The following is a 20,886-nucleotide window of genomic DNA, read 5'->3' on the forward strand; positions in this document are numbered from 1 at the left end:
AACTCTTGATCCCCGTCTACAGCCGAGTCCCTGACAGCTTCCTGACCGGGCCTGTAATCCGGGGTTCAACATGATGGCGCTTTTGCGGCGGAAGCGCCCTCCGGGCCCCATTTCCGGGCATTTTCGTGGCAACGTGTATTGCTAAAATAATACACGTTATCCCTTGCGCTCGCGCGCCCGACACACCAATCTCGCCCTGACCACCATGAGACGGGGACAAAAGATGGCCACGCAGACCCAGACGACCGAAGCCGGCGCGCAGACGCTCACTCTGGAGCCACCCGCGCCGCTGCAGACCGTCCAGGCCGAGCAGGCCGCCGGGCTCGTCCCCCTCAAGGAGGAGCAGAAGAGCCAGCTCGAGGAGAAGGTCGACAGCTTCGTCGCCGAGCTGGTCGCGCTCGACGCCAATTCGCCCGAATTCGGCAAGAAGGTCGATCAGCTGACCACGATGGGCCGCAAGGAGATCAACGAGGCCGCCGGCGCCTCCAATCGCTTCCTCGACCGGCCGGTCAAGGCGATCGACAAGGATACCGGCATCGGCTCCGACCTCACCGAACTGCGCCGCACCGTCGAGGATCTCGACCCGGGCCGCGGCGTGAAGCCGCGCAAGCTGTTCGGCTTCATCCCGTGGGGCGGCGGGCTCCGCAATTATTTCATGAAATACCAGTCCGCGCAGACCCACATCTCGAAGATCCTCGCCGCCCTGGCCTCGGGGAAGGACGAGCTGTTGATGGACAATGCGGCGATCGACGTCGAGCGCGCCAACCTGTGGAAGACCATGGGCAAGCTCGAGCAGATGATCCACATCTCCAAGGCGATGGACGCCGCGCTCGAGAACAAGGCGAACGAGCTCGACGCGACCGATCCGGCCAAGGCCAAGGCGATCCGCGAGACTGCGCTCTTCTACACGCGCCAGCGCACCACCGATCTGCTCACCCAGATGGCGGTGACCGTGCAGGGCTATCTGGCCCTCGACCTGGTCAAGAAGAACAATGTCGAGCTGGTGAAGGGCGTCGACCGCGCCTCCACCACGACCGTCGCCGCGCTGCGCACCGCCGTGACCGTCGCGCAGGCGCTGACCAACCAGAAACTGGTGCTGGAGCAGATCACCGCGCTCAACACCACCACCGCCAACATGATCGAATCGACCGGCGAATTGCTCAAGTCCCAGTCGGCCGAGATCCACAAGCAGGCGGCCTCCGCCACGATCCCGCTGGAGACGCTCCAGCGCGCCTTCCAGAACATCTACGACACGATGGACACGATCGACCGCTTCAAGATCGAGGCGCTCGGCAACATGAAGCAGACCGTCGAGCAGCTCGGCAAGGAGGTCGAGAAGTCCAGGGGCTATATCGCCCGCGCCGAGGGCGTCGAGCAGAACCGCGCTCTGGGCTCCGCCGCCGACAACCCGCTGACCGCGATCGAGGGGTGAGGAGCGCCCGCGCCTGATGAGTGACACGGACCGCGTCAATCAATCCATCGCCCGGCTGGACGAGGTCCTGCACCGGCACGACCGCATTCTTGCCGAGCGCGGCCCCGCCGCGATGGCGCCGCGCAAGCCGCTGACCCGCACCCAGCTCATCCAGAAGGCGGTGAGCATCGGCATCGTGCTCGTCCTCGCCTTGGTCGGCACGACCATCGCCGGCCTCGTGCTCGGCGGGATCGGGCTCGGCGGCTTCTTCTCGATCGTGATCGCGACGCTGGTGATCATGGCGGTGATCGCCTTCTGGCGGCCGCGCGAGAGGCCCGTCCCGGCCTATCAGGACAATATGACCAACGCCGCGGTGGTGCAGCGGCTCGGCGCGCTGCTCGCGCGCAAGCGCCATCTGCTGCCGCCCGCGGCCGCGCGCCGCGCCGACGCGATCAGCGCGCAGCTGCCGATGCTCGAAAGCCAGCTTTCCGACATGGCCACGCTGGATCCGCTCGCCCAGGACGCGCGCCGCCTGCTCGGCAGGCATCTCCCGGACCTGATCGACCGCTACGAGCGCGTCCCGTCCGAATATCGCGCCGAGCGCGATGCCGAGGGGCTCAATGTCGACGAGCGGCTGACGCAGGGGCTCGACGCCGCCACCACGGCGATCGACGAGCTCGGCCGCAAGCTCGCCCGCGACGATGTCGACGCCTTCCAGACCCAGGGCCGGTTCATCGAGGACCGCTATCGCGAAGACGGCCCGATCCGGAGCGAATGAGATGAGCTTCGAGCTCGAGCGGGTGCTCTACGAAACCGAGGATTTCCTGCGCCGCGCGATCGGCTCGCCGACCCGCCGCGCCGCGAAGCGCCGCCGCGCCCAGCGCAAATGGGAGGAGTTCGGCCGCCGCGCCCGGCGCTCGGGCTTTATCGTCGCCGGCCTCATGGTCGTGCTGCTCGGCTTCTCTTTGTTCAAGCCGGGCCTGTTTTTCGCCTGGATCTTCGCGGTGCCGGTGATCCTGTTCCTCGGCATCGTGCTCATGTTCCAGCCGACCCGGCACGCACGAAAGATGGAAGAAGAAGCGCGGCTCACCCCGCACACCCTGCCGCTGCCCGAGCTCGCCGTCCGCGCCGAGGAAGGTCTGCTCGACCGCTGCGACGAGCTGCCGGGCCGCGCCTTGCCCGCGGCGGACCGGATCATGGCGGGCCTGCGCGAAATCCAGCCGCATCTCCACGAGCTCGGCCCCAATGACGAGGCCCTGGCCGGCGACATCCGCCGCCTGATCGGCCAGCACCTGCCTCAGCTCGTCGATTCCTATCTCGCTTTGCCCGACCAGGCGCGCGCCTCGAACGCCGAGAGCAGCCGCCGCTTTGTCGAGAGCCTCGACATCGTCGCCGGCGAGATGGACCATCTGCTGGAGCAATGCTGCCGCGACCGGCAGAGCCATTTCGACACCCACAGCCGCTTCATCGAGACGCGCTACCGGGAAGACGACAACCTCCGCGGCAGCTAAGGGGCAGGGATGCTCGCGCCCGGCCTCGCCCGCCTGATCGACGACCGCCCCGCGGACGGCGTGTTCCGCGTCAGCCGGACGATGTTCGACGATCCCGCCATTTTCGACCTGGAGATGAAGCGCATCTTCGAGGGCGGCTGGGTCTTCCTAGGCCTCGCGTCGCAAGCGCCCGAACCGCACGATTTCTTCACGACGACGGTCGGCCGCGTCCCCGTCCTCGTCAGCCGCGACGGCGACGGCAGGCTCGCCGCCTTCGTCAATTCCTGCCCGCACCGCGGGGCGATGATCGCGCAGACGATGTGCGGCAATGCGAAGCTCCACGTCTGCGCCTATCACAGCTGGAGCTTCGACAGCGCCGGGCGGAACAAGGGCGTCAAATGGCAGGAGGCCGGCTGCTACACCCCCGCCTTCGAGGGCGAGCGCAAGGACCTCGCCCGCCTGCCCGCATTCGGCGAACATAAGGGCTTCCTGTTCGGCAGCCTGGTCGCCGACGTGCCGCCGCTCGCAGACTGGCTGGGCGAGGCCGCGAAACTGCTCGATCTCGTCGCCGAGCAGAGCGAGGACGGCATGGAGCTCGTCCCCGGCGCGGTCATCTTCACCTTCGCGGGAAACTGGAAGCTGCAGCTGGAGAATTGCTCCGACGCCTATCACTTCACCTCGGCCCATCCCTCCTACATCCGCCTGCTGGAGCAGCGGAAGGAGAAGCCCGATCCGTCGACCATCGGCTCGGTCTGGGCCGACGATCCCGCCTGGAGCGAGGCGGCCGAAGGCATCCAGGGCGGCTCCTATTCCTTCCCCTACGGCCATGTCCTGAACTGGGGGCGGATGGACGTCTCCCCCGCTTTGCCCCTCTACGAGCGCGCGGAGGAGCTCGCCGAACGCGTCGGCATCGAACGGCGCGCCTGGATGTTCTCGATGCGCAACCTCACCATCTTCCCGAACCTGCAGGTCGCCGAGAACGCCTCCAGTCAGCTGCGCGTCATCCGTCCGCTCGGCCCGGGCCGGACCGAGATGCGCACCTGGTGCCTCGCGCCCAGGGGCGAGAGCGCCGCGGCGCGGCGGCAGCGGATCCGCCAGTATGAGGACTTCTTCAATCCCTCGGGCATGGCCACGCCCGACGACACGGTGAGCTACGAGAATTGCCAGCGCGGCTTCGCCAGCCGGGTCGAGCCCTGGCTGCTCGGCCATGCCCGCGGCCTCGGCGCGAGCAAGGCCGGCGGCAACGCACTCTCCGCCTCGATCGGGCTGGCGCCGGAGCGCTCGGTGATCGGCGGCTCGCAGCTCTGCGACGAGACGCTCTTCCACTCCTATTATCGCGAATGGGCGCGGCGCATGGCGGGGGCGCTGCCGGCATGACGCTCACCCACGCCGAAGCCGAGGTGTTGCTGACCCGCGAGGCCATGCTGCTCGACCGGGGCGACTGGGACGAATGGCTCGCCCTCTACGCCGAGGACGCCATTTTCTGGATGCCCGCCTGGCGCGACGAGCTGAACCCGACCGAGGACCCGGATAGCGAGCTCTCGCTCATCTACTATAAAGGCCGCCGCAACCTCGAGGACCGCGTCTGGCGCGCCCGCTCCGGCCTCTCCGTCGCCTCGGCACCGCGCCCGCGCGTGGTCCACCAGGTCACCAACGTCCTCGTCGAGGACGGCCACAGGGTCGCGGCCAGCTTCAGCACCCACCTCTTCGACAAGCGCGCCGAACGCACGCACACCTTTTTCGGCCGCTACGACTACGCGCTCGTGCGGACGGCTGAGGACGGGGCCTGGAAGATCGCCATGAAGAAGATCACCCTCCTCAACGACACCATCCCGACGGTCGTGGATTTCTATTCGGTGTAGATCCGTCCGTCCGTTCAGCCGGTAGTCCCGCCGCCTGGATGTCAGGCGTGTCAGCTCTCAGGCTAAGCCTTTTCGAATAGAATTCGTGCCGTCGCCAGCCCGGCCACGCCCTGTTCGATCGTCTCCGGCCTCTTGGCGAAGCAGAGCCGCACGACATTGGTCACCGGCGCCTCGGCATAGAAAGCCGAGAGCGGGATCGCCGCGACCCCGCATTGCTCGACCGCGCGGGTGCAGAAGCTCATATCGTCGGCGGCAATGCCCGAGGCGGCCAGGTCGACATTCAGGAAGTAGGTGCCCTCGGCCGGCAGTACCTTGTAGCCTTCCCCCTCCACGGCGGCCTGCAGAACGTCCCGCGCCTCCTGGAAGCGCGCCCGCATCGCCGTGAAATAATCATGCTCCTTGCCGAGCCCGTAGGCCGCGGCCGCCTGCAGGTTCGGCGGGGTCGTGAAGGTGACGAACTGGTGCGCCCGCGCCACCTGCGCGGCCAGGTCCGGCGCCGCCACCGCCCAGCCCACCTTCCAGCCGGTCAGCGAGAAGATCTTCCCCGCCGACCCGATCTTCACCGTCCGTTCGGCCATGCCCGGCATCGCGCTCAGCGGGAGATGGACGAGGCCGTCGAACATGACATGCTCCCAGACCTCGTCCGAGACGGCGATCGCATCATGGTCGACGCAGAAGCGGGCGAGCAGGGCCAGCTCGGTTTCGTCGAAGGCCCGCGCGGTCGGGTTGTGCGGGTTGTTGAAGACGACGAGGCGCGTGTTCGGCGAAAAGGCGGCGGCCAGCGCATCCTCGGTGATCCGCCAGCCGGGCGGCGTCAGCCGCACCAGCCGCGGCACGCCGCCGGCGCGCAGCACCAAAGGCAGATAGGCGTCGTAGAGCGGCTGGAAGAGCACCACCTCGTCGCCCGGCGCGATCAGGGCGAGCAGGCTCGCCGCGATCGCCTCGGTTGCGCCCGAGGTCACGATCACCTGCTCCGCATCCAGCGCGAGCCCCTGGTGGCGGCCATAATGGGCCGCGACCGCCTCGCGAAGTTCCGGCAGCCCGCGCATCGGCGGATACTGGCTCGCCGCGCCGGTCAGCGCCTCCGCCGCCTTCGCGACCACGTCGTCGGGCCAGCCGAAATCGGGGAAGCCCTGCCCCAGATTGACCGCTGTGCGCTCGCGTGCCGCCATCGACATGGCTTCGAAGATCGAGGTCGGCAGGCGCGCGAAGACCGGGTTCATGGGCAAAGGCCTACCCGGCTTCGCCGCAAAGAAGAAGGCCCGGAGCCTAAGCCCCGGGCCTTCCGGACGGCCTGGAGGAAGGCCGATTATTGGTTGCCCATGTCCCGGTTGGGCCGGGGCCGCTCCGCCCGGGCCGAGCCGCGGCCGGACGCGCTGGCGCTGGCGCTGGCGCTGCCGTTCAGGCCGGGCTTCGCGTCGCTGAGCGTCCGCCGCGTGTCGGCGATGCCGGCCCGGGTCGTATTGGCCGCATTGGCGGTCGCATTGCGCCGCGTCCGGGCGACGTCCTGGCGAGTCTGGCGCACGTCGTCGCGCAGATTGTCGCGGGCGTTGCGGGTGGTCTGGCGGACATTGTCCGTCGTGCTGCGCAGGTCGCCCAGGTCGACGCCGCCATTCACGCTGCCGCCGATCGAGCCGCCGGCGCCGACGCCACCGGTGCCGGCACTGCCGCCGAGGGTGCCCCCGACGCTGCCGCCGAGGCCGCCGACGGACCCGCCAAGGCCGCCGCCCAGCGCTCCGCCGAGCTGCGCCGAGGCCGGCGCGGCTATCATGACGGCCGAAAGGGCGGTGACGATCTTGAGTGCGAGCTTCATCGTTGATCTCCTGCTTTCGAACCCCTCTGGAGCGGGCTCTCGGCAGGGCAACGATGCTGAAATGGGTTTTAATCCCTTTTCGCGGCTCAACGCCGCGAGGCGTTCCTTATCGGCGTCCGGCAGTTGCCGCAGAGGATGCCCCGGCCCACCCCGCGGGCGCCTCTCTGCGCGGCCTCGCCATCGAGGCTGGCGAGGACGTTGGCGGCACGGATATGCTGGGCGAGTCGCCCCGCCACCAGCGGTACGGCGAAGGAGGTCCCCCTCACCGCCACGACGGCGCCGCGCCCGCCCGCCGCCCCCATGTCCGCCCCCGGCGCGGCATAATCGAGGTGCAGCGCCCGCCCCGCCTCGATCAGGACCCGGCCGCGCCCGTCCACGGCGGTGACCGCGATCACCCCCGGATAGGAGGCGGGAAAGGCAGGCGGCGCGGCGCGGCCGTCATTGCCGACGGCGGCGACCACCCAGGTGCCGCGCGCGCGCGCCTGCTGCACGGCGCGCTCGATCAGGGGATTGGCCGCGCCCACCAGGCTGACCGCGACGACCCGCACCCGCTGCGCCACCATCCAGCCGAGCGCGCGGGTCAGGGCCAGCGCATTGCCGCCGGCCGGATCGGCCCCGAAAATATCGGCGACCAGCAAAGGCGTGCCGGGCGCGGCGCCGCGCACCGGCCCCTGGCCGGCGATCAGCGAGGCCATGGCGGTGCCGTGGGCGCTCGCCCGCGGGGCGCCGGCCACGAAGCCGCGTTGCTGGACCGCACTCCTGAGCGAGGGATGTGCCGCGACCCCGCCATCGATGATTCCAATCGCTGAGCCGGGCGCGCCGCCGCGCTGGACGAGGAGCGCGGCATCGCCCGCCGCCGACGCGCCACCGCTCTGCTCGTGCAGATTGTTGGCGCTGAACCGGCCGGCAGGCGCAAGCCGCCGCAGCCGCGACAGCGCGCGGTTCACCGACCAGCCGCGCGGCACGGCCAACGTCACGGAGCGTATGTCGAGCCCCTCGATCCGCTCCTCGGCCACGCGGGTGAAACCTGCGGTCAGAGCAGCGTGGAGCGTGGCCGGGTCCGGATCGACGGCGATCACCTGGCCGCGGACCGCGGGTCCGAAATCCGTCATCTCCAGCCGCTCGCGATTGGCCCTGACCAGCTCGTCCAGCCGGTAGATCCGCGCCGCCGCCAGCTCGCTCGCGCTGGCCCGCACCGGATCGAGTCGCCCGGTCACCGGATCGATCGCGCCGCGGACGTTCGAGGTCACATCGCCGATCCGGTCGCCCACGCCTGGCACCCCGGGGGTCGGCGCAGTGGGCAGGGACGGCACCGACGGACGACCGACGCCGCCCGTGCCGCCCGAACCGCCGGGCAGGCCGGGCACCAGTTGCGCGCCCGCGCTCGCTGCTCCGAGCAGGAGCGCGCCGCTCCAGGCCAGCCGCCAGCGCCTCAGGATGGTCATCAGCAAGATCATGGCATATTTTTCCGCAACTTTGGAGGAAACGCGTGCGGCGGGCCGTTTCCTCCATCGGACAAGGAGTCGCTGTTGCAGGCTTTCGAGCGCGAGCTGCTGACGCTGCTGCCCCGGCTGCGCCGGTTCGCGCGCGCGCTTGCGTATGACGCCGCCGATGCCGACGACCTGCTGCAGGTGGCGCTGGAGCGGGCGCTGAAGGCGCGGGAGCAATGGGCGCCGGGAACGAGGCTGGATGCGTGGATGATGAGGATCGTGCGGAATTGCTGGATCGACGAGGTGCGCAGCCGCGCCCGCCGCGCCCGCACCTTCGCGCCTGAGGAGGATGGGGAAATGGTCGGCGTGGACATGCTGGATCAGATCGAGGCGAAGGCGGAGATGCATGCCGTCGACCGCGCCATGGCGAGCCTCACGCCCGAGCAAAGGGAGGTAATCGCGCTCGTCCTGGTCGAGGGCCTCGCCTATCGCGAGGCCGCCGAGCTGCTCGACATCCCGATGGGTACGCTCACCTCGCGCCTGACGCGCGGCCGCCAGGCCCTGGTCCAGCTGCTGGAGGCGGCATGATGGCGATCGATGACGACATGCTGATGGCCTTCGTGGACGGCGAGCTGGACGACATCGGCCGCGCCCGCGTCGAGCGCGCCGTGGCGCAGGACCCGGCGCTGCGGCGGCGGCTCGAGGAGCAGCAGCGCCTCCGCGACCGGCTCAGCGCCCATTACGGCCCGATTGCGGAGGAGGAGGTGCCCGAGCGCTTCCGGTCGATGCTGGAGACCAACGTCCTCCCCTTCCCCGCCGCGCCGCCGCGGCCCGCGCGGCCGCTCTGGCAGACGCTGACCGCTTTGGCGGCGACCCTGGTGCTCGGCCTTCTGGTCGGGCGAACGCTGCTTGCCCCGGCCCCGGCCGCCGGGCCGTTCGCCGTGGAGGGCGGCGCGATGGTGGCGCGCGGCGACCTCGCCGAGGCGCTGGAGACGCAGCTCGCCTCCGCCCAGGCCCAGGGCGCAGCGACCCGGATCGGCGTGACCTTCGTGCACAATGACGGGCGCACCTGCCGCACCTTCGACAGCCAGGCCGCGGCCGGCATCGCCTGCCGGACCGGGGCGGACTGGCAGGTGCTGATGACCGCCGCGGGTTCCGGGCCGCAGCGCAGCGACTATCGCCAGGCGGGGAGCGAGAACCTGCTCGTGCAGCAGGCGGCGCAGGAGATGATGGCCGGCGAGCCCCATGACGATGCGGCCGAGCGCCGCGCCCGCGATTCCGGCTGGCGGAGCAGCACGCCCCGCCGCTAGACTGGGGGCATGGCCAGTATTGCCCCGCCCGCCGAGCACGAACCCGTCGTCGAGGAACAGCCGCCGAAGCGAAAGCGCAGCCTGTTACGCCGCATCCTCAAGTGGCTCGGCCTGTCGATCCTCGGCTTCATCCTCATCAGCGCGCTCTGGGTGATCCTCTACCGCTTCATCGCGCCGCCGATCACCCTGACCCAGCTCTTCGACGGCAATGGCGCGACCCGGCAGTGGCTGCCGATCGAGCGGATCGACCGCAACATGGTCCGCGCCGTGATCGCCGCCGAGGACGGCAAGTTCTGCTCGCACAGCGGCTTCGACACCGACGCCATCGCCGCGGCGATGCGCAGCAACGCCGCCGGCGGCCGGGTGATCCGCGGCGGCTCGACGATCAGCCAGCAGACCGCGAAGAACGCCTTCCTCTGGCAGGGCGGCGGCTATTTCAGGAAGGGGCTGGAGGCCTGGTTCACCTTCCTCATGGAGACGACCTGGACGAAGCGGCGGATCATGGAGGTCTATCTCAACATCGCCGAGACCGGGATCGGCACCTATGGCGTCAACGCCGGCGCGCAGCGTTATTTCGGCCACGACGCCTCGCGGCTGACGCCCGAAGAGGCCGCCCGCATCGCCGCGGTGCTGCCGCTGCCGAGGCGCCGCGAGGCGGTCGATCCGGCCGGCTTCACCCGCCGCTACGGCAACATCATCCGCGCCCGCATGGCCCAGGTCGCCCGCGACGGCCTGGACCGCTGCGTGTACGACTGAAGCGAAGGGACAGTCCCCTGCGGGGACAGTCCCTCCCTCTAGAACGGCATCTGGAAGCCGGGCGGGAGCTGGAGGCCGCCGGTCGCCTCGCGCATCGCCGCCTCCGCCGCCACGTCGGCCTTGCCGCGCGCGTCGTTGATCGCGGCGGCGATCAGATCCTCGACCATCTGCTTCTCCGACGCGACCAGCAGGCTCTCGTGAATGTCGACGCGGATGATGCGGCCCTTGGCGCTCGCCCGAATCTTAACCAGCCCGCCCCCGGACACGCCCTCGACCTCGATCTTGTCGAGATTCTGCTGCGCCTCCATGAGCCTGGTCTGGGCCTCCTGGGCCATACGCATGATGTCGTTGAGATCGGGCAAGTCACGCACTCCGTTGTTTGTCGACGCTGTAGCCCGCCAGCTCGGCCTCGGGGAAGGCCTCGAAGGCAGCCCGGACGATCGGTGCGTCCAGCACCTCCTGGCGCAACGCCTCCTCGGCCGCCAGCTCCTGCTCGCGCAGCGAGGGCTGGGCCGCGCCTTCATCGATGCTGACGTCCCATCCTTGCTTGAACGCGCTCTTAAGAAAGGCCCTCAGCTCGTTCAAAGTCTTTTCGATTCCCTGCGCATCCACGGCCCGCGCGGCCTGCAGGCGGATGGCCGGCGGGGCATAGCTCACGAGGCGGAAGTCGTCGCTGAGCTGGTGGGCGAGGATATGCTTGCCGCCTTTCTCCAGCCGCTGGACCAGCTCGGCGAAGCTCGCCGGCATGGCGAGCAACTCACCCTGGCTCTCGGCCTTGGGCGCCTCGGCCGCGCGCGGCGCCGCGATCTCGCCGCTCGCCAGTTTCTCGATCAGCTGGCCCGGATCGGGCAGCTCGGCGGCGTGGATGACGCGCAGCAGCGCCATCTCGCAGGCCTCGAGCGGCATCGGCGCATTGTGGACCTCGCCAAGGCCCTTGAGCAGAAGCTGCCAGAGCCGGTGGATCGCGGCATGGCCGAGCCTGGCCGCCCAGTCGGCATAGGCCTCGCGCTCCTCCTCGGACTGGGCGGGGTCGCGCGCGCCGCCGACCTTGGCGCGGGTGACGCCGTGCACCGCCTCCAGCAGGCCGCGGAGCAAGGCCGAAGGCTCGACGCCGAGCTCATATTGATCGCGCACAGCGGCCAGCGTGCCCTGCGCGTCGCCGGTCAGCAGCAGGCCGAGCAGGTTCCGGACCGCGCCCCGGTCTGACAGGCCGAGCATCGCCCGCACCTGTTCGGCGGTCACTGCGCCGGCGCCATGGGCGATCGCCTGGTCGAGGATGGAGAGGCCGTCGCGCGCGGAGCCCTCGGCCGCGCGGGCGATCAAAGCCAGCGCCTCGGGCTCAACCTCGACCCCTTCTTGCTCGGCGACATGGCCGAAATGCGCGGCGAGCATGTCCGCCGGGATCCGCCTCAGGTCGAAGCGCTGGCAGCGCGACAGCACGGTGATCGGGACCTTGTTCACCTCGGTCGTGGCGAACAGGAACTTTACATGGGCAGGCGGCTCCTCGAGCGTCTTCAGCAGCGCGTTGAACGCGTTCTTCGACAGCATGTGGACTTCGTCGATGATGTAGACCTTGTAGCGCGCCGAGACCGCCGAATAGCGCACCGCCTCGATGATCTCGCGCACGTCGTCGACGCCGGTATGGGAGGCCGCGTCCATCTCGACCACGTCGATATGCCGGCCCTCGGCGATCGCGCGGCAGGGCTCGCAGACGCCGCAGGGATTGATCGTCGGCCCGCCATTGCCGTCCGGCCCGATGCAGTTCAGCGCCTTGGCGATCAGCCGCGCGGTCGAGGTCTTGCCCACGCCGCGCACGCCGGTCAGCAGGAAGCTATGGGCCAGCCGATCGCGCGCGATCGCATTGGCGAGCGTCTTCACCATCGCCTCCTGGCCGATCAGCTCGTCGAAGCTTTGCGGCCGGTATTTGCGGGCGAGAACGCGATAGGGCTGGGGGGAATCGGACATCGTCAGCAACCTAGTGGCTCCGCCCCGCCCGCGCCAGCGCGCGGGCCCGGAAGGTCACGACCGACACGACTGTCACATGGAATCGCGGGGGTCTCCCACCCCGGAAACGACGCACAGGGGGTGAGTCGAGATACGGCGAGCGGAAGGCCATCGGGCTCGTCTAACAGACCCGCAGCCCGTAAGAAAGAACAGACCGGGAACGAGACTGTTGCAGCTCGGAGATGGTGGGAGCCGGAACGACCCGACGCGGAAACTCGTTACGGCTGCTTCCTTCCGGACCTGACCGGGTTGGCGAGAGCGCCGTCCGCCCGACTCCCGCGCGCCATATGGCGGCGGGAGGGCGGAGATGCAAGTTCTGGTGAATCACCGGCAATCCCTGAAGTGGCCCCAATGTGGTCCGGCGAAGGCCGGACCGTTGGCCAGAAGCGGCCTTCGCTTCCCAACGCTCCGGCTTTCGCCGGAGCACGCGCCGCTAACGCACAACTTCGGCTGCCAGCCGGGCAACATCGGCAATGGCCGCTTCGGCCCGGCGGGCGTTCACGGTCGGCCGGTCGAGATAGACAGCGAGGACATATTCGTTCCCGCGGGGCGTGCGGAGGAAGGCCACGTCATTATAGGCGGTACCGCAGGTTCCGGTCTTGTGACCCATCGTCCACGCCGCGGGCAGCCCGGCCCGAATGCGCCCGGGGCCGGTGCGGGTCGCAAGCATCCAGCCGCGCAGGCGGTCGCGGGCGGCGGCCGCGAGCAGGTCGCCCATGACGAGCCGGCGCGTGGTACCGGCCATGGCGGCGGGGCTGGTCGTGTCGCGCGGATCGTTCCGGGCATTCTCGTTGAGGGCCATTTCGAACCGATCCAGCCGGGTCACGGCGTCGCCCCAGGCCCGCACGCGCCTGGTGTAGGCGGCAGGTCCGCCGAGGCGTCGCAGCAGGAGATTGGCGGCGGCATTGTCGCTGTCGGTGACGATGTGCTCGGCGGCGCCTTCGACGCTCATCTCGCCCGCGCCCACGGCCTGCTCGGAGTAGGGCGAATTGCCCATCAGGTCGGCGCGCGCGATCCGCAGCGGCGTGCGGTCGCTGCCGTCCGCGTACATTGCCGCCAGAGCCAGCTTGAAGGTCGAACACATGGCGAAGCGCTCGTTCGGCCGGTGCGCGAACAGGATGCGGCCGCGCGCGTCGACCAGCATGACGCCGAGCCGGCCGCCGCTGGCGCGCTCGATGGCGGCGAGCTGTCGGGCAGTGCCGACAGGCGGCGCCGCGCGCTGTTGCCGGGGCTCCAGCTGCCCGTCATTGCCGGAGGCCGCCAACAGCAGCGCCATCGCGGCCAGACCCAGTTTCACAAACATCTCGCGCTCCTCAAGTTTGCGAGACCGGGACTAGCCAGAGTCCAGCAGGCGGACAGCCGCAGAAAAATTCGGGGCTGTGCCTAGCGCCCCTGCATGTTGCGCACGCCTGCCGGCATGCGCACGGTCAGGCTCTCCAGCGCCTCGGTCAGGAAGATCTGGCAGGCGAGGCGCGAATGGCGGGTGACGTGGCTGGCGAGGTCCAGCATGTCCTCTTCTTCCTCGCTCGCCCGCGGCAGCCTGGCGAAGTCGGCGGCGTCGACGATAACGTGGCAGGTGGAGCAGGCCATCTGCCCCTCGCAGGTGCCCTCGAGCGGCTGGCCCACTTCCTGGGCGACGTCGAGCAGGCGCGCGCCGGGCGGGGCGCGGACCTCCATCTCGTCGTCGCCGTCCGCGGAGATGAAGCGGACCAGGGTCATGCCGCGAACCTGAGCTGGCGCTCGGCGGCCGCGTCGATCAGGCCGAGCGCGGTGCGCAGCTCCTCCTCCGTCGTGTAGCGGCCCCAGCCGAGGCGGATGCTGGCATGGGTCTGGCGCTCGTCGAGGCCCATGGCGCGCAGCACATGGCTGGTCTTGCCCGAGCCGCTGCCGCAGGCGCTGCCCAGGCTGAAGGCGACCTCGCGGACGTCGGAGAGCAGGCGGACAGCGTTCACGCCCTCGCGGCGGACATTGAGATTGCCCCGGTAACGCCGCTCGACCGAGCCGTTGATCGTCCAGCCGGCGAGTTTCCCGACCGCCACCTCCCACAGCCGGGCGACATGGGCGGCATCCTGCTCCCGCCGTTCCGCCGCAACCTTCGCCGCCGCGCCGAAGCCGGCGACCAAAGCGGGCGAGACGGTGCCCGAGCGCATGTTCTGCTCCTGCCCGCCGCCGAGGATGAAGGGCGGCAGCCTGAGCCCGTCGCGGACCCAGAGCGCGCCGATCCCCTTCGGGCCATGGAGCTTGTGGGCGCTGATCGCGATCAGGTCCGGCCCGTCCGGGATCGCCATCCGGCCATAGGCCTGGACCGCGTCGCAGAGCAGCAGGCTGCCCCTGGCGTGCGCGGCTTCGGCATAAGCGGCGACCGGCTGGATCGTGCCGACCTCGTTGTTGACCAGCATCAGGGCGACCAGGCCATTTTCCGGCAGCTCCGCCTCGTCCGGCGGCGGCACGAGGCCGTCCGCGCCGACCGGGATGAGCGGCGCGCCCTCGTCCTCGAGCCGCTGCAGCGCGCCATGATGCTCGATCGCGCTCCCCGTTTGCCCGCCCGGCCGCAGCCGCGCGCCCGAGACCAGGGCCCAGTTCAGCGCCTCGGTCGCGCCCGAGGTGAAATGGACGCGGCCGCCCCTGGGCAGCAAGGCCGCGACCTGCGCCCGCGCGACCTCGACCGCGGCCGCCGCGGCGCGGCCCGCGCGATACTGGCTCGACGGATTGGCGAAGCCGTCGCTGCCCGGCCCGGCGAGCCAGGGCAGCATCGCCTCCAGCGCTTCCGGCGCGAGCGGTGTGGTCGCCTGATAATCGAGATAATACATAGGAGTTCGGCTCTTATTGCGAACGATTCGCAAAAGTTGCGATTTGCAATCGATCCCTATATAGGCCGCACCGCGCTGCCGCCAGCATCCTGCTTGGCGACATCCAGATTCCGGATCGGTTGGTCATGCCCGAAGTCATCTTTCCCGGCCCCGAGGGCCGTCTCGAAGGCCGTTTCAGCCCGGGGCCCCGCCCGCGCGCGCCGGTGGCCCTGATCCTCCATCCGCACCCCCAGGGCGGCGGCACGATGAACAATGCGATCGTGCTCGCGCTCTACAAGACCTTCGTCCGGCGCGGCTTCGCGACCCTCAGGTTCAACTTTCGTGGCGTCGGCAAGAGCCAGAGCGTGTTCGACAACGGCATTGGCGAGCTTTCGGACGCCGCCTCGGCGCTGGACTGGGTGCAGTCGATCCACCCGGAGGCGGAATCGACCTGGATCGCGGGCTTCAGCTTCGGCGCCTGGATCGGCATGCAGCTGCTGATGCGCCGGCCGGAGGCGCGCGGCTTCATCTCGATCGCGCCGCCGGCGAACATGTACGATTTCTCCTTCCTGGCCCCCTGCCCGTCCTCGGGCGTGATTATCCAGGGCGAGGCGGACGAGGTGGTGACCCCGATCGCGGTGCAGAAGCTCGTCGACAAGCTGCGGACGCAGCGGCACATCACCATCGAGCACAAGACCATCCCGGGCGCGAACCACTTCTTCGCGAACGAGATGGACCTCTTGATGAAGGCGGTCGACGACTATCTCGACTACCGGCTCGATCCGTCCTGCCCCATTCGCTGATTGGGATCGCCTGCATTCTTCGTCACCCTGAGCTCGCTTCAGGGTGACGTCGACGCGGCGAACGCCACCGCGTCAGAGCGTCCAGACCAGCACGTTGCCGACCGCAACGGCGGCGGCGACGAGCATCAGCACGCCCTTCTTCCGGTCGCCTTTCTTCACCAGCAGGTAGATACCGCCCCAGGCCAGGGCGAAGGCGGCGATCATCAGGATGGAGAGGAAGGTGGTGGAGGCGCCGCTCATGCGCCCGCTCTTGCCACGGAGGCGGGGCTTTCACCAAGTCCCCCTTTCATCAAGCCTTAAAGCGGGGCTGGTAAACCCCCTCTTCATGAGCTTTCACAACCACCGCCAGTTCTCGAACGCGCTCGAGCGGATTGACCAGACGGTCCTCCCGAACCTGTCGCGGCTGCTGGACGGGGTGCTCGAAAGCGCGGCGCTGGCCCGCCCGGGCGTCGACGCCATCCATTATGCCGACGCGCTGCGTCACAGCGCGGCCCAGGTCGGGCAGCTCACCGCGCTGATCGGCGCCGTCGCTCAGCGTCCCACGATCCGCGCGTAGAGCGCCGGATCCACATTCCCGCCCGAGACGACAATCACCGAGCCGTCGGGCGCGTCTACCCTGCCCGAGATGAGCGCGGCGAGCGCCACGGCGCCGCCCGGTTCGGCGACGATCCTGAGGTTGCGGAAGGCGAAGCGCATCGCTTCCTCAACCTCAGCCTCGCTCACGGCAAGCCCGCGCGCACCGGCGTCACGCAGCGCCCCGAAGGTGAGCGGCGAGACCAATTTGGTCTGCAGCGCGTCGCAGAGCGTCGGCGGCGGCGGCTCCTCGACCGGCACGATCCGTCCCGTTTCGAGCGAGCGGGTCATGTCGTCCCAGCCGGCCGGCTCGACCGGCACGATCCGTGATTCGGGCAGAGCCAGGGCGATGCCGCCCGAGAGCCCGCCGCCGCCGCAAGGAACGATCACGAGGGGCGGCGCCTTCCCGAGCTGCTCGCCTGTCTCGACGCCGATCGTCCCCTGACCCTCGATCACGTCGACATCGTCGAAGCTCGGCACCAGGGTCGCGCCCTGCTCGGCGGCGAGCCGGGCGCCGATCGCCTCGCGGCTCTCGGTCTCGCGGTCGAAGAAGACGATCTCCGCGCCGGAATTCCGGGTGCCCTCGACCTTCACCGCCGGCGCGTCGGCCGGCATCACGATGGTCGCGGCGATGCCGAGCCGTTGCGCCGCCATGGCGACGCCCTGGGCATGATTGCCCGAGGAGAAGGCGACCACCCCGCGCGCCCGTTCCGCGTCACTTAACTGCATGAGGCGGTTGCTGGCACCGCGCAGCTTGAAGCTGCCGCTCTGCTGCAAACATTCGGGCTTCACCCAGAAGCGCCGCCCCTGCCAGTCGAGCGGCAGCAGGGGCGTCCGCGTCACCAGGCTCGCGATGCGCTTCGCCGCAGCGAGGACACCCTCTGCCGAAGGCACTCTTTCAATCATCCAATCCTCGCAAAATCATAGCGGTGGATAAGTCTTTACACAGGGGATCGACGAACATATATCGCGCCCCGCTGCCCCATGGGGACTTCCAACCGCAAGGCAGCTTTTCGTCAACATACCTGTTGGAGGTCCCTTGAGTTGCACAGCCATCATAGCGCGCTGGGGCTAGCTTCCGCCCTTCGTCCGGTCCAGCCGGTCACGCTCATTCGTCCGCACGCCGCCCGGCGCGCCGCCCGCTTCTTCGTCGAGAGGTTTCCGGGCCGGTCGCTCTATGCCGTGAAGGCCAATCCCTCGCCGGATCTCCTGAGGATCCTGTGGGAGGAGGGCGTCACCCATTATGACGTCGCCTCGATCGCCGAGGTGAAGCTCGTCGCCGAGACCCTGCCCGAGGCCGTGATCTGCTTCATGCATCCGGTAAAGGCCGAGGAAGCGATCGCGGACGCCTATTTCAACCACAATGTCCGCACCTTCTCGCTCGACACCGAGGAGGAGCTGGAGAAGATCGTGCGCGCCACCCGTGGCGCTACCGATCTGAACCTGCTGGTGCGGATCCGGGTCTCCAGCGACTATTCGAAGCTGAGCCTCGCCTCGAAGTTCGGCGCCGAGCCGGCTGAGATGAAGGCGCTGCTGATGGCGACCCGCCAGGCGGCGGACGCGCTCGGCATCTGCTTCCATGTCGGCAGCCAGGCGATGACCCCGGCCGCTTATTCGGAGGCGATGGAGCGGGTGCGCGCCGCGATCGTCGAGGCGGCGGTCACGGTCGACATCGTCGATGTGGGCGGCGGCTTCCCCTCTTCCTATCCGGGCATGGAGCCGCCGCCGCTGGAAGCCTATTTCGACGTCATCCACCGGGCGTTCGAGGACCTGCCCGTCTCCTATTCGTCGGAATTGTGGTGCGAGCCCGGCCGCGCGCTCTGCGCCGAATATGCGAGCGTGCTGGTCCGCGTCGAGCGGCGTCGCGGCGACCAGCTCTACATCAACGACGGCGCCTATGGCGCCTTGTTCGACGCCGCGCATATCGGCTGGCGCTTCCCGGTCAGGCTGGTGCGCGCGAGCGCGTCCGAGGCGCGGGACATGGCGTTCAGCTTCTACGGGCCGACCTGCGACGACATGGACCATATGGCCGGGCCGTTCATGCTGCCCGCGGATGTCGATGCCGGCGATTATGTCGAGATCGGCATGCTCGGCGCCTATGGCTGCGCGATGCGCACCGGCTTCAACGGCTTCGGCGCCACCCTGAACGTGCTGGCCGACGACGAGCCGATGGCGACCCTCTATGGCGGCGTCGAGCAGGAACGTCAGGTTCCGTCGAACGTCGTTACGCTGTAACTTATTTCCCCTCCCCTTCAGGGGAGGGGATCAAGGGGTGGGGCCAGTCGTGGAGACCGCCCCGCCTTTATGACATTCCCCACCCCCAACCCCTCCCCCTGAAGGCGAGGGGCTTATGGAGTTTCCCATGACCACCGACGCCCCCATCAACGACACCCGCAAGGCGGAGCTGCTGTCGACGACGGTCGAGCATATCGACATCAAGAGCTTCGACGCGCGCCCGATCGTCGAGGCGATGCGCAAGATGAGCTTCACCAGCCGCGATCTCGGCCGGGCGACGGACATCTATAACGAGATGCTGGCCGACAAGAATTGCTCGGTCGTGCTCGTGATCGCGGGCTCGACCTCGGCGGGCGGCTGCATGGACCTCTACGCCGACCTGGTGAAGCACAACATGGTCGACGCGATCGTCGCCACCGGCGCCACCATCGTCGACATGGATTTCCTCGAGGCGCTCGGCTTCAGGCACTATCAGGCGAACGAGGTGCCGGACGACGACACCCTGCGCTCGCTCTACATCGACCGGATCTACGACACCTATATCGACGAGGAGCAGCTCCAGCACGTCGACCACACGATCTTCGAGATCGCCGAGCAGCTGGAGCCGAAGGCCTATTCGTCCCGCGCGTTCATCCGCGAGATGGGCAAATGGCTGCAGACCAACGGCAGGAAGGACCATAGCCTGGTCAGGCTCGCCTTTGAGCATGACGTGCCGATCTTCTGCCCGGCCTTCACCGACAGCTCGGCCGGCTTCGGCCTCGTCAAGCACCAGGTGGATTCGATGAAGGCGGGCAAGCCCTACCTGACCATCGACAGCATCGCCGACTTCCGCGAGCTCACCGACATCAAGATCAAGGCGGGTACGACCGGCCTCCTGATGATCGGCGGCGGCGTGCCGAAGAATTTCGTGCAGGACACGGTCGTCTGCGCCGAGATCCTCGGCCATGACGATGTCGAGGTGCACAAATATGCGGTGCAGATCACCGTCGCCGACGTCCGCGACGGCGCCTGCTCCTCCTCCACCCTCCAGGAGGCGGCGAGCTGGGGCAAGGTGAGCACCGCGCTCGAGCAGATGGTCTATGCCGAAGCGACCTCGGTGCTGCCCTTGCTGGCCTCGGATGCCTATCATCGCGGCCATTGGAAGACCCGCGCCAGGCGCGCCTTCGGCAAGATGTTCGACTAGAGGGCAGATCCCGGTGGACTTCGACGAGCAGCTCAGGCGGCACTTCGGAACCGCGGATCTCGATACCCTGCCGCCGGAGGCGATTCAGGCGGGGGTCGAGAAGATGCTCGTCGAGTTCGGTCTCGAGAAGGATCGCGGCCGCCGTTTCGCCATGTGGACCCTGCTCCACATGCTCGGCGCCGCGCCCGACCTCGACGTCGCCTTCAAGGACGAGGAGGACCGCGAGGCGGCCCGCGACTTCATGGACATGCTGGACGCCGAAGACGGGGACTGAGGGTCTAGGCCTCGCCCTCGGGCGGGAGCAGGTCGGCGACCTTGTGCAGCGGGGCGTGGTAGAGCCAGGCGGCGGATAGCCGCTTCAGCGCGGCGCGCTGCGCCTGATAATCCGCCTCGTCGCCGGCCAGCAACGCCTGGCGGAGCCGGAACATCGTCATGTTCATCCGCTCGAGCAATGCCACCGCGTCGCCGTCGCCAAGGCAGTCATAGAGAAATTGCGCGCGGCCGAGCGCACCGTCCGTTCCGGCCACGGGCGGGCGCTGGGTCGAGCGCGTCTCGGTCGCGAGCACCTTGTGCACGGCCTCGTGCAGCCCGGCGCGCGCCGCGGCGATCTCCTCGCTCATGATGTCAGCCCCCTGCATGGGTCCGTTCTGGCAGGATATGGTTAACGACGCGTTTGCCGAAGCCTTCGGAAGAACCGCAGATCGTCACCCTGAACTCGTTTCAGGGTCGGGCGAGGCTCGGTGCCCGCCCTTTTGCTCAGTGCCGGTGTCACCCTGGATGCTAAAACAAGTTCAGCATGGCGGTGCGGGCTGGTAAGCCCGAACCATGTCCTCCACCGAACGCCTCCCCCTCCTCGCCGGCACCCTGCTCGCCGCCCTGGGCGTGATGCTCGGCGCGTTCGGCACGCACGGGCTGCGCACTGCGCTGACCCCGGAGGCGATGGGCTGGTGGCAGACGGGCGTCCAGTATCAGATGTGGCACGCCATCGGCCTTGTTGCGATCGGCGCCGCGCGGCTGCCGGGGACGCGGCTCGCCGTCTGGCTGCTGACGCTTGGCACCCTGATCTTCGCCGGCTCGCTCTACGTGATGGCGCTGACCCAGATGCGCTGGCTCGGCATGGTGACGCCCTGGGGCGGCGGGCTGATGATCGGCGGCTGGCTCTGCCTGGGCTGGGGCCTGCTGCGCAGCTGAGCGCGCCGCACACCCGATTTTAACATGGCCGTCCTA

The 20,886-nt window shown here is 69.0% G+C and carries 25 protein-coding genes and 1 other RNA gene; 14 read left to right on the plus strand and 12 right to left on the minus strand.

Annotated features, from left to right (window positions below; genetic code table 11):
- Positions 1–223 precede the first annotated feature (223 nt).
- The 5 genes from VEC11_RS05450 to VEC11_RS05470 are packed head-to-tail and all read left to right on the plus strand — an operon-like array spanning position 224 to position 4,763.
- A complete protein-coding gene (locus tag VEC11_RS05450) occupies positions 224–1,432 on the plus strand; it encodes a toxic anion resistance protein (RefSeq protein WP_464129582.1) in 1,209 nt (402 codons plus the stop codon).
- Positions 1,433–1,448: 16 nt separating this feature from the next.
- Complete coding sequence (locus VEC11_RS05455; protein WP_464129583.1) at positions 1,449–2,189, plus strand: hypothetical protein; 741 nt, start codon at positions 1,449–1,451, stop codon at positions 2,187–2,189.
- 1 nt (position 2,190) lies between these two features.
- On the plus strand, positions 2,191–2,922 hold the full coding sequence (locus VEC11_RS05460; protein ID WP_464129584.1) for a hypothetical protein: 732 nt from the start codon (positions 2,191–2,193) through the stop codon (positions 2,920–2,922).
- A 9-nt stretch (positions 2,923–2,931) separates the two neighbouring features.
- Entirely contained in the window at positions 2,932–4,278 is a 1,347-nt protein-coding gene (locus VEC11_RS05465) for an aromatic ring-hydroxylating oxygenase subunit alpha (RefSeq protein WP_464129585.1), read from the plus strand.
- A complete protein-coding gene (locus VEC11_RS05470; protein ID WP_464129586.1) occupies positions 4,275–4,763 on the plus strand; it encodes an aromatic-ring-hydroxylating dioxygenase subunit beta in 489 nt (162 codons plus the stop codon). The genes VEC11_RS05465 and VEC11_RS05470 overlap by 4 nt, the downstream gene beginning before the upstream one ends.
- 62 nt (positions 4,764–4,825) lie before the next feature.
- Here VEC11_RS05470 and VEC11_RS05475 read toward each other — a convergent pair whose 3' ends face one another.
- The 3 genes from VEC11_RS05475 to VEC11_RS05485 form a co-directional block, all read right to left on the minus strand.
- Complete coding sequence (locus VEC11_RS05475) at positions 4,826–5,986, minus strand: aminotransferase (RefSeq protein WP_464129587.1); 1,161 nt, start codon at positions 5,984–5,986, stop codon at positions 4,826–4,828.
- 86 nt (positions 5,987–6,072) lie between these two features.
- Complete coding sequence (locus tag VEC11_RS05480; protein ID WP_464129588.1) at positions 6,073–6,576, minus strand: hypothetical protein; 504 nt, start codon at positions 6,574–6,576, stop codon at positions 6,073–6,075.
- An 86-nt stretch (positions 6,577–6,662) separates the two neighbouring features.
- Positions 6,663–8,033 (minus strand): S8 family serine peptidase, encoded by a 1,371-nt coding sequence (locus tag VEC11_RS05485; protein WP_464129589.1) that lies wholly within the window; start codon positions 8,031–8,033, stop codon positions 6,663–6,665.
- A gap of 72 nt (positions 8,034–8,105) precedes the next feature.
- Here VEC11_RS05485 and VEC11_RS05490 point away from each other — a divergent pair, with 72 nt between their 5' ends.
- From VEC11_RS05490 to mtgA, 3 genes are read left to right on the plus strand one after another with little or no spacing between them, the layout of a single operon-like run.
- Complete coding sequence (locus VEC11_RS05490; RefSeq protein ID WP_464129590.1) at positions 8,106–8,594, plus strand: RNA polymerase sigma factor; 489 nt, start codon at positions 8,106–8,108, stop codon at positions 8,592–8,594.
- Positions 8,591–9,316 carry an anti-sigma factor family protein gene (locus VEC11_RS05495; protein ID WP_464129591.1) on the plus strand — a complete coding sequence of 242 codons (726 nt, stop codon included), beginning with the start codon at positions 8,591–8,593 and terminating at the stop codon, positions 9,314–9,316. Before VEC11_RS05490 ends, VEC11_RS05495 begins: the two co-directional genes overlap by 4 nt.
- Positions 9,317–9,325: 9 nt before the next feature.
- Complete coding sequence (gene mtgA / locus VEC11_RS05500) at positions 9,326–10,072, plus strand: monofunctional biosynthetic peptidoglycan transglycosylase (protein WP_464129592.1); 747 nt, start codon at positions 9,326–9,328, stop codon at positions 10,070–10,072.
- A 38-nt stretch (positions 10,073–10,110) separates the two neighbouring features.
- On the opposite strand, the gene VEC11_RS05505 is transcribed toward mtgA, so the two are convergent.
- The 6 genes from VEC11_RS05505 to VEC11_RS05530 all read right to left on the minus strand — a co-directional run bounded on the left by VEC11_RS05505 (position 10,111) and on the right by VEC11_RS05530 (position 14,886).
- Positions 10,111–10,434, minus strand: a complete 324-nt coding sequence (locus VEC11_RS05505; RefSeq protein ID WP_464129714.1) for a YbaB/EbfC family nucleoid-associated protein — start codon at positions 10,432–10,434, stop codon at positions 10,111–10,113.
- Position 10,435: 1 nt separating this feature from the next.
- Positions 10,436–12,037 (minus strand): DNA polymerase III subunit gamma/tau, encoded by a 1,602-nt coding sequence (locus VEC11_RS05510; protein ID WP_464129593.1) that lies wholly within the window; start codon positions 12,035–12,037, stop codon positions 10,436–10,438.
- A gap of 220 nt (positions 12,038–12,257) precedes the next feature.
- Positions 12,258–12,357: signal recognition particle sRNA small type (ffs, locus tag VEC11_RS05515), an RNA gene on the minus strand.
- A gap of 152 nt (positions 12,358–12,509) precedes the next feature.
- Positions 12,510–13,379 carry a class A beta-lactamase gene (gene bla, locus VEC11_RS05520; protein ID WP_464129594.1) on the minus strand — a complete coding sequence of 290 codons (870 nt, stop codon included), beginning with the start codon at positions 13,377–13,379 and terminating at the stop codon, positions 12,510–12,512.
- Positions 13,380–13,459: 80 nt separating this feature from the next.
- The gene (locus VEC11_RS05525) at positions 13,460–13,795 is read right to left on the minus strand and encodes a 2Fe-2S iron-sulfur cluster-binding protein (RefSeq protein WP_464129595.1); all 336 of its coding nucleotides are present in this window, start codon (positions 13,793–13,795) and stop codon (positions 13,460–13,462) included.
- Positions 13,792–14,886, minus strand: a complete 1,095-nt coding sequence (locus VEC11_RS05530) for a cysteine desulfurase family protein (protein ID WP_464129596.1) — start codon at positions 14,884–14,886, stop codon at positions 13,792–13,794. Before VEC11_RS05530 ends, VEC11_RS05525 begins: the two co-directional genes overlap by 4 nt.
- 125 nt (positions 14,887–15,011) lie before the next feature.
- Here VEC11_RS05530 and VEC11_RS05535 point away from each other — a divergent pair, with 125 nt between their 5' ends.
- Positions 15,012–15,668 carry an alpha/beta hydrolase gene (locus VEC11_RS05535; protein WP_464129597.1) on the plus strand — a complete coding sequence of 219 codons (657 nt, stop codon included), beginning with the start codon at positions 15,012–15,014 and terminating at the stop codon, positions 15,666–15,668.
- 72 nt (positions 15,669–15,740) lie between these two features.
- Here VEC11_RS05535 and VEC11_RS05540 read toward each other — a convergent pair whose 3' ends face one another.
- Positions 15,741–15,908 (minus strand): hypothetical protein, encoded by a 168-nt coding sequence (locus tag VEC11_RS05540; RefSeq protein ID WP_464129598.1) that lies wholly within the window; start codon positions 15,906–15,908, stop codon positions 15,741–15,743.
- A gap of 85 nt (positions 15,909–15,993) precedes the next feature.
- On the opposite strand from VEC11_RS05540, the gene VEC11_RS05545 reads away from it, so the two are divergent.
- Positions 15,994–16,224 carry a hypothetical protein gene (locus VEC11_RS05545; RefSeq protein ID WP_464129599.1) on the plus strand — a complete coding sequence of 77 codons (231 nt, stop codon included), beginning with the start codon at positions 15,994–15,996 and terminating at the stop codon, positions 16,222–16,224.
- Here the strand turns inward: VEC11_RS05545 and VEC11_RS05550 are convergent.
- Positions 16,200–17,147 (minus strand): threonine ammonia-lyase, encoded by a 948-nt coding sequence (locus VEC11_RS05550; protein ID WP_464129600.1) that lies wholly within the window; start codon positions 17,145–17,147, stop codon positions 16,200–16,202. The genes VEC11_RS05545 and VEC11_RS05550 overlap by 25 nt on opposite strands.
- Before the next feature lie 138 nt (positions 17,148–17,285).
- On the opposite strand from VEC11_RS05550, the gene VEC11_RS05555 reads away from it, so the two are divergent.
- From VEC11_RS05555 to VEC11_RS05565, 3 genes are all read left to right on the plus strand, one after another.
- Positions 17,286–18,476 (plus strand): type III PLP-dependent enzyme, encoded by a 1,191-nt coding sequence (locus tag VEC11_RS05555; RefSeq protein WP_464129601.1) that lies wholly within the window; start codon positions 17,286–17,288, stop codon positions 18,474–18,476.
- 127 nt (positions 18,477–18,603) lie between these two features.
- Positions 18,604–19,659 (plus strand): 1,9-bis(guanidino)-5-aza-nonane synthase, encoded by a 1,056-nt coding sequence (locus VEC11_RS05560; RefSeq protein WP_464129602.1) that lies wholly within the window; start codon positions 18,604–18,606, stop codon positions 19,657–19,659.
- A 13-nt stretch (positions 19,660–19,672) separates the two neighbouring features.
- On the plus strand, positions 19,673–19,933 hold the full coding sequence (locus VEC11_RS05565) for a hypothetical protein (RefSeq protein ID WP_464129603.1): 261 nt from the start codon (positions 19,673–19,675) through the stop codon (positions 19,931–19,933).
- A 4-nt stretch (positions 19,934–19,937) separates the two neighbouring features.
- On the opposite strand, the gene VEC11_RS05570 is transcribed toward VEC11_RS05565, so the two are convergent.
- A complete protein-coding gene (locus tag VEC11_RS05570) occupies positions 19,938–20,279 on the minus strand; it encodes a hypothetical protein (RefSeq protein ID WP_464129604.1) in 342 nt (113 codons plus the stop codon).
- A 205-nt stretch (positions 20,280–20,484) separates the two neighbouring features.
- Between VEC11_RS05570 and VEC11_RS05575 the strand changes: the two genes are divergently transcribed.
- Positions 20,485–20,850, plus strand: a complete 366-nt coding sequence (locus tag VEC11_RS05575; protein WP_464129605.1) for a DUF423 domain-containing protein — start codon at positions 20,485–20,487, stop codon at positions 20,848–20,850.
- Positions 20,851–20,886 lie beyond the last annotated feature (36 nt).

This window comes from Allosphingosinicella sp., from assembly GCF_035626655.1.
Lineage (GTDB): Bacteria > Pseudomonadota > Alphaproteobacteria > Sphingomonadales > Sphingomonadaceae > Allosphingosinicella.

Bases quoted from the DNA above. Each gene is read 5' to 3' on its own strand.
- VEC11_RS05450 (WP_464129582.1), top strand. From the start codon at position 224: ATGGCCACGCAGACCCAGACGACCGAAGCCGGCGCGCAGACGCTCACT.
- VEC11_RS05455 (WP_464129583.1), top strand. From the start codon at position 1,449: ATGAGTGACACGGACCGCGTCAATCAATCCATCGCCCGGCTGGACGAG.
- VEC11_RS05460 (WP_464129584.1), top strand. From the start codon at position 2,191: ATGAGCTTCGAGCTCGAGCGGGTGCTCTACGAAACCGAGGATTTCCTG.
- VEC11_RS05465 (WP_464129585.1), top strand. From the start codon at position 2,932: ATGCTCGCGCCCGGCCTCGCCCGCCTGATCGACGACCGCCCCGCGGAC.
- VEC11_RS05470 (WP_464129586.1), top strand. From the start codon at position 4,275: ATGACGCTCACCCACGCCGAAGCCGAGGTGTTGCTGACCCGCGAGGCC.
- VEC11_RS05475 (WP_464129587.1), bottom strand. From the start codon at position 5,986: ATGAACCCGGTCTTCGCGCGCCTGCCGACCTCGATCTTCGAAGCCATG.
- VEC11_RS05480 (WP_464129588.1), bottom strand. From the start codon at position 6,576: ATGAAGCTCGCACTCAAGATCGTCACCGCCCTTTCGGCCGTCATGATA.
- VEC11_RS05485 (WP_464129589.1), bottom strand. From the start codon at position 8,033: ATGATCTTGCTGATGACCATCCTGAGGCGCTGGCGGCTGGCCTGGAGC.
- VEC11_RS05495 (WP_464129591.1), top strand. From the start codon at position 8,591: ATGATGGCGATCGATGACGACATGCTGATGGCCTTCGTGGACGGCGAG.
- mtgA (WP_464129592.1), top strand. From the start codon at position 9,326: ATGGCCAGTATTGCCCCGCCCGCCGAGCACGAACCCGTCGTCGAGGAA.
- VEC11_RS05510 (WP_464129593.1), bottom strand. From the start codon at position 12,037: ATGTCCGATTCCCCCCAGCCCTATCGCGTTCTCGCCCGCAAATACCGG.
- bla (WP_464129594.1), bottom strand. From the start codon at position 13,379: ATGTTTGTGAAACTGGGTCTGGCCGCGATGGCGCTGCTGTTGGCGGCC.
- VEC11_RS05525 (WP_464129595.1), bottom strand. From the start codon at position 13,795: ATGACCCTGGTCCGCTTCATCTCCGCGGACGGCGACGACGAGATGGAG.
- VEC11_RS05530 (WP_464129596.1), bottom strand. From the start codon at position 14,886: ATGTATTATCTCGATTATCAGGCGACCACACCGCTCGCGCCGGAAGCG.
- VEC11_RS05535 (WP_464129597.1), top strand. From the start codon at position 15,012: ATGCCCGAAGTCATCTTTCCCGGCCCCGAGGGCCGTCTCGAAGGCCGT.
- VEC11_RS05540 (WP_464129598.1), bottom strand. From the start codon at position 15,908: ATGAGCGGCGCCTCCACCACCTTCCTCTCCATCCTGATGATCGCCGCC.
- VEC11_RS05545 (WP_464129599.1), top strand. From the start codon at position 15,994: ATGAGCTTTCACAACCACCGCCAGTTCTCGAACGCGCTCGAGCGGATT.
- VEC11_RS05550 (WP_464129600.1), bottom strand. From the start codon at position 17,147: ATGATTGAAAGAGTGCCTTCGGCAGAGGGTGTCCTCGCTGCGGCGAAG.
- VEC11_RS05560 (WP_464129602.1), top strand. From the start codon at position 18,604: ATGACCACCGACGCCCCCATCAACGACACCCGCAAGGCGGAGCTGCTG.
- VEC11_RS05570 (WP_464129604.1), bottom strand. From the start codon at position 20,279: ATGAGCGAGGAGATCGCCGCGGCGCGCGCCGGGCTGCACGAGGCCGTG.
- VEC11_RS05575 (WP_464129605.1), top strand. From the start codon at position 20,485: ATGTCCTCCACCGAACGCCTCCCCCTCCTCGCCGGCACCCTGCTCGCC.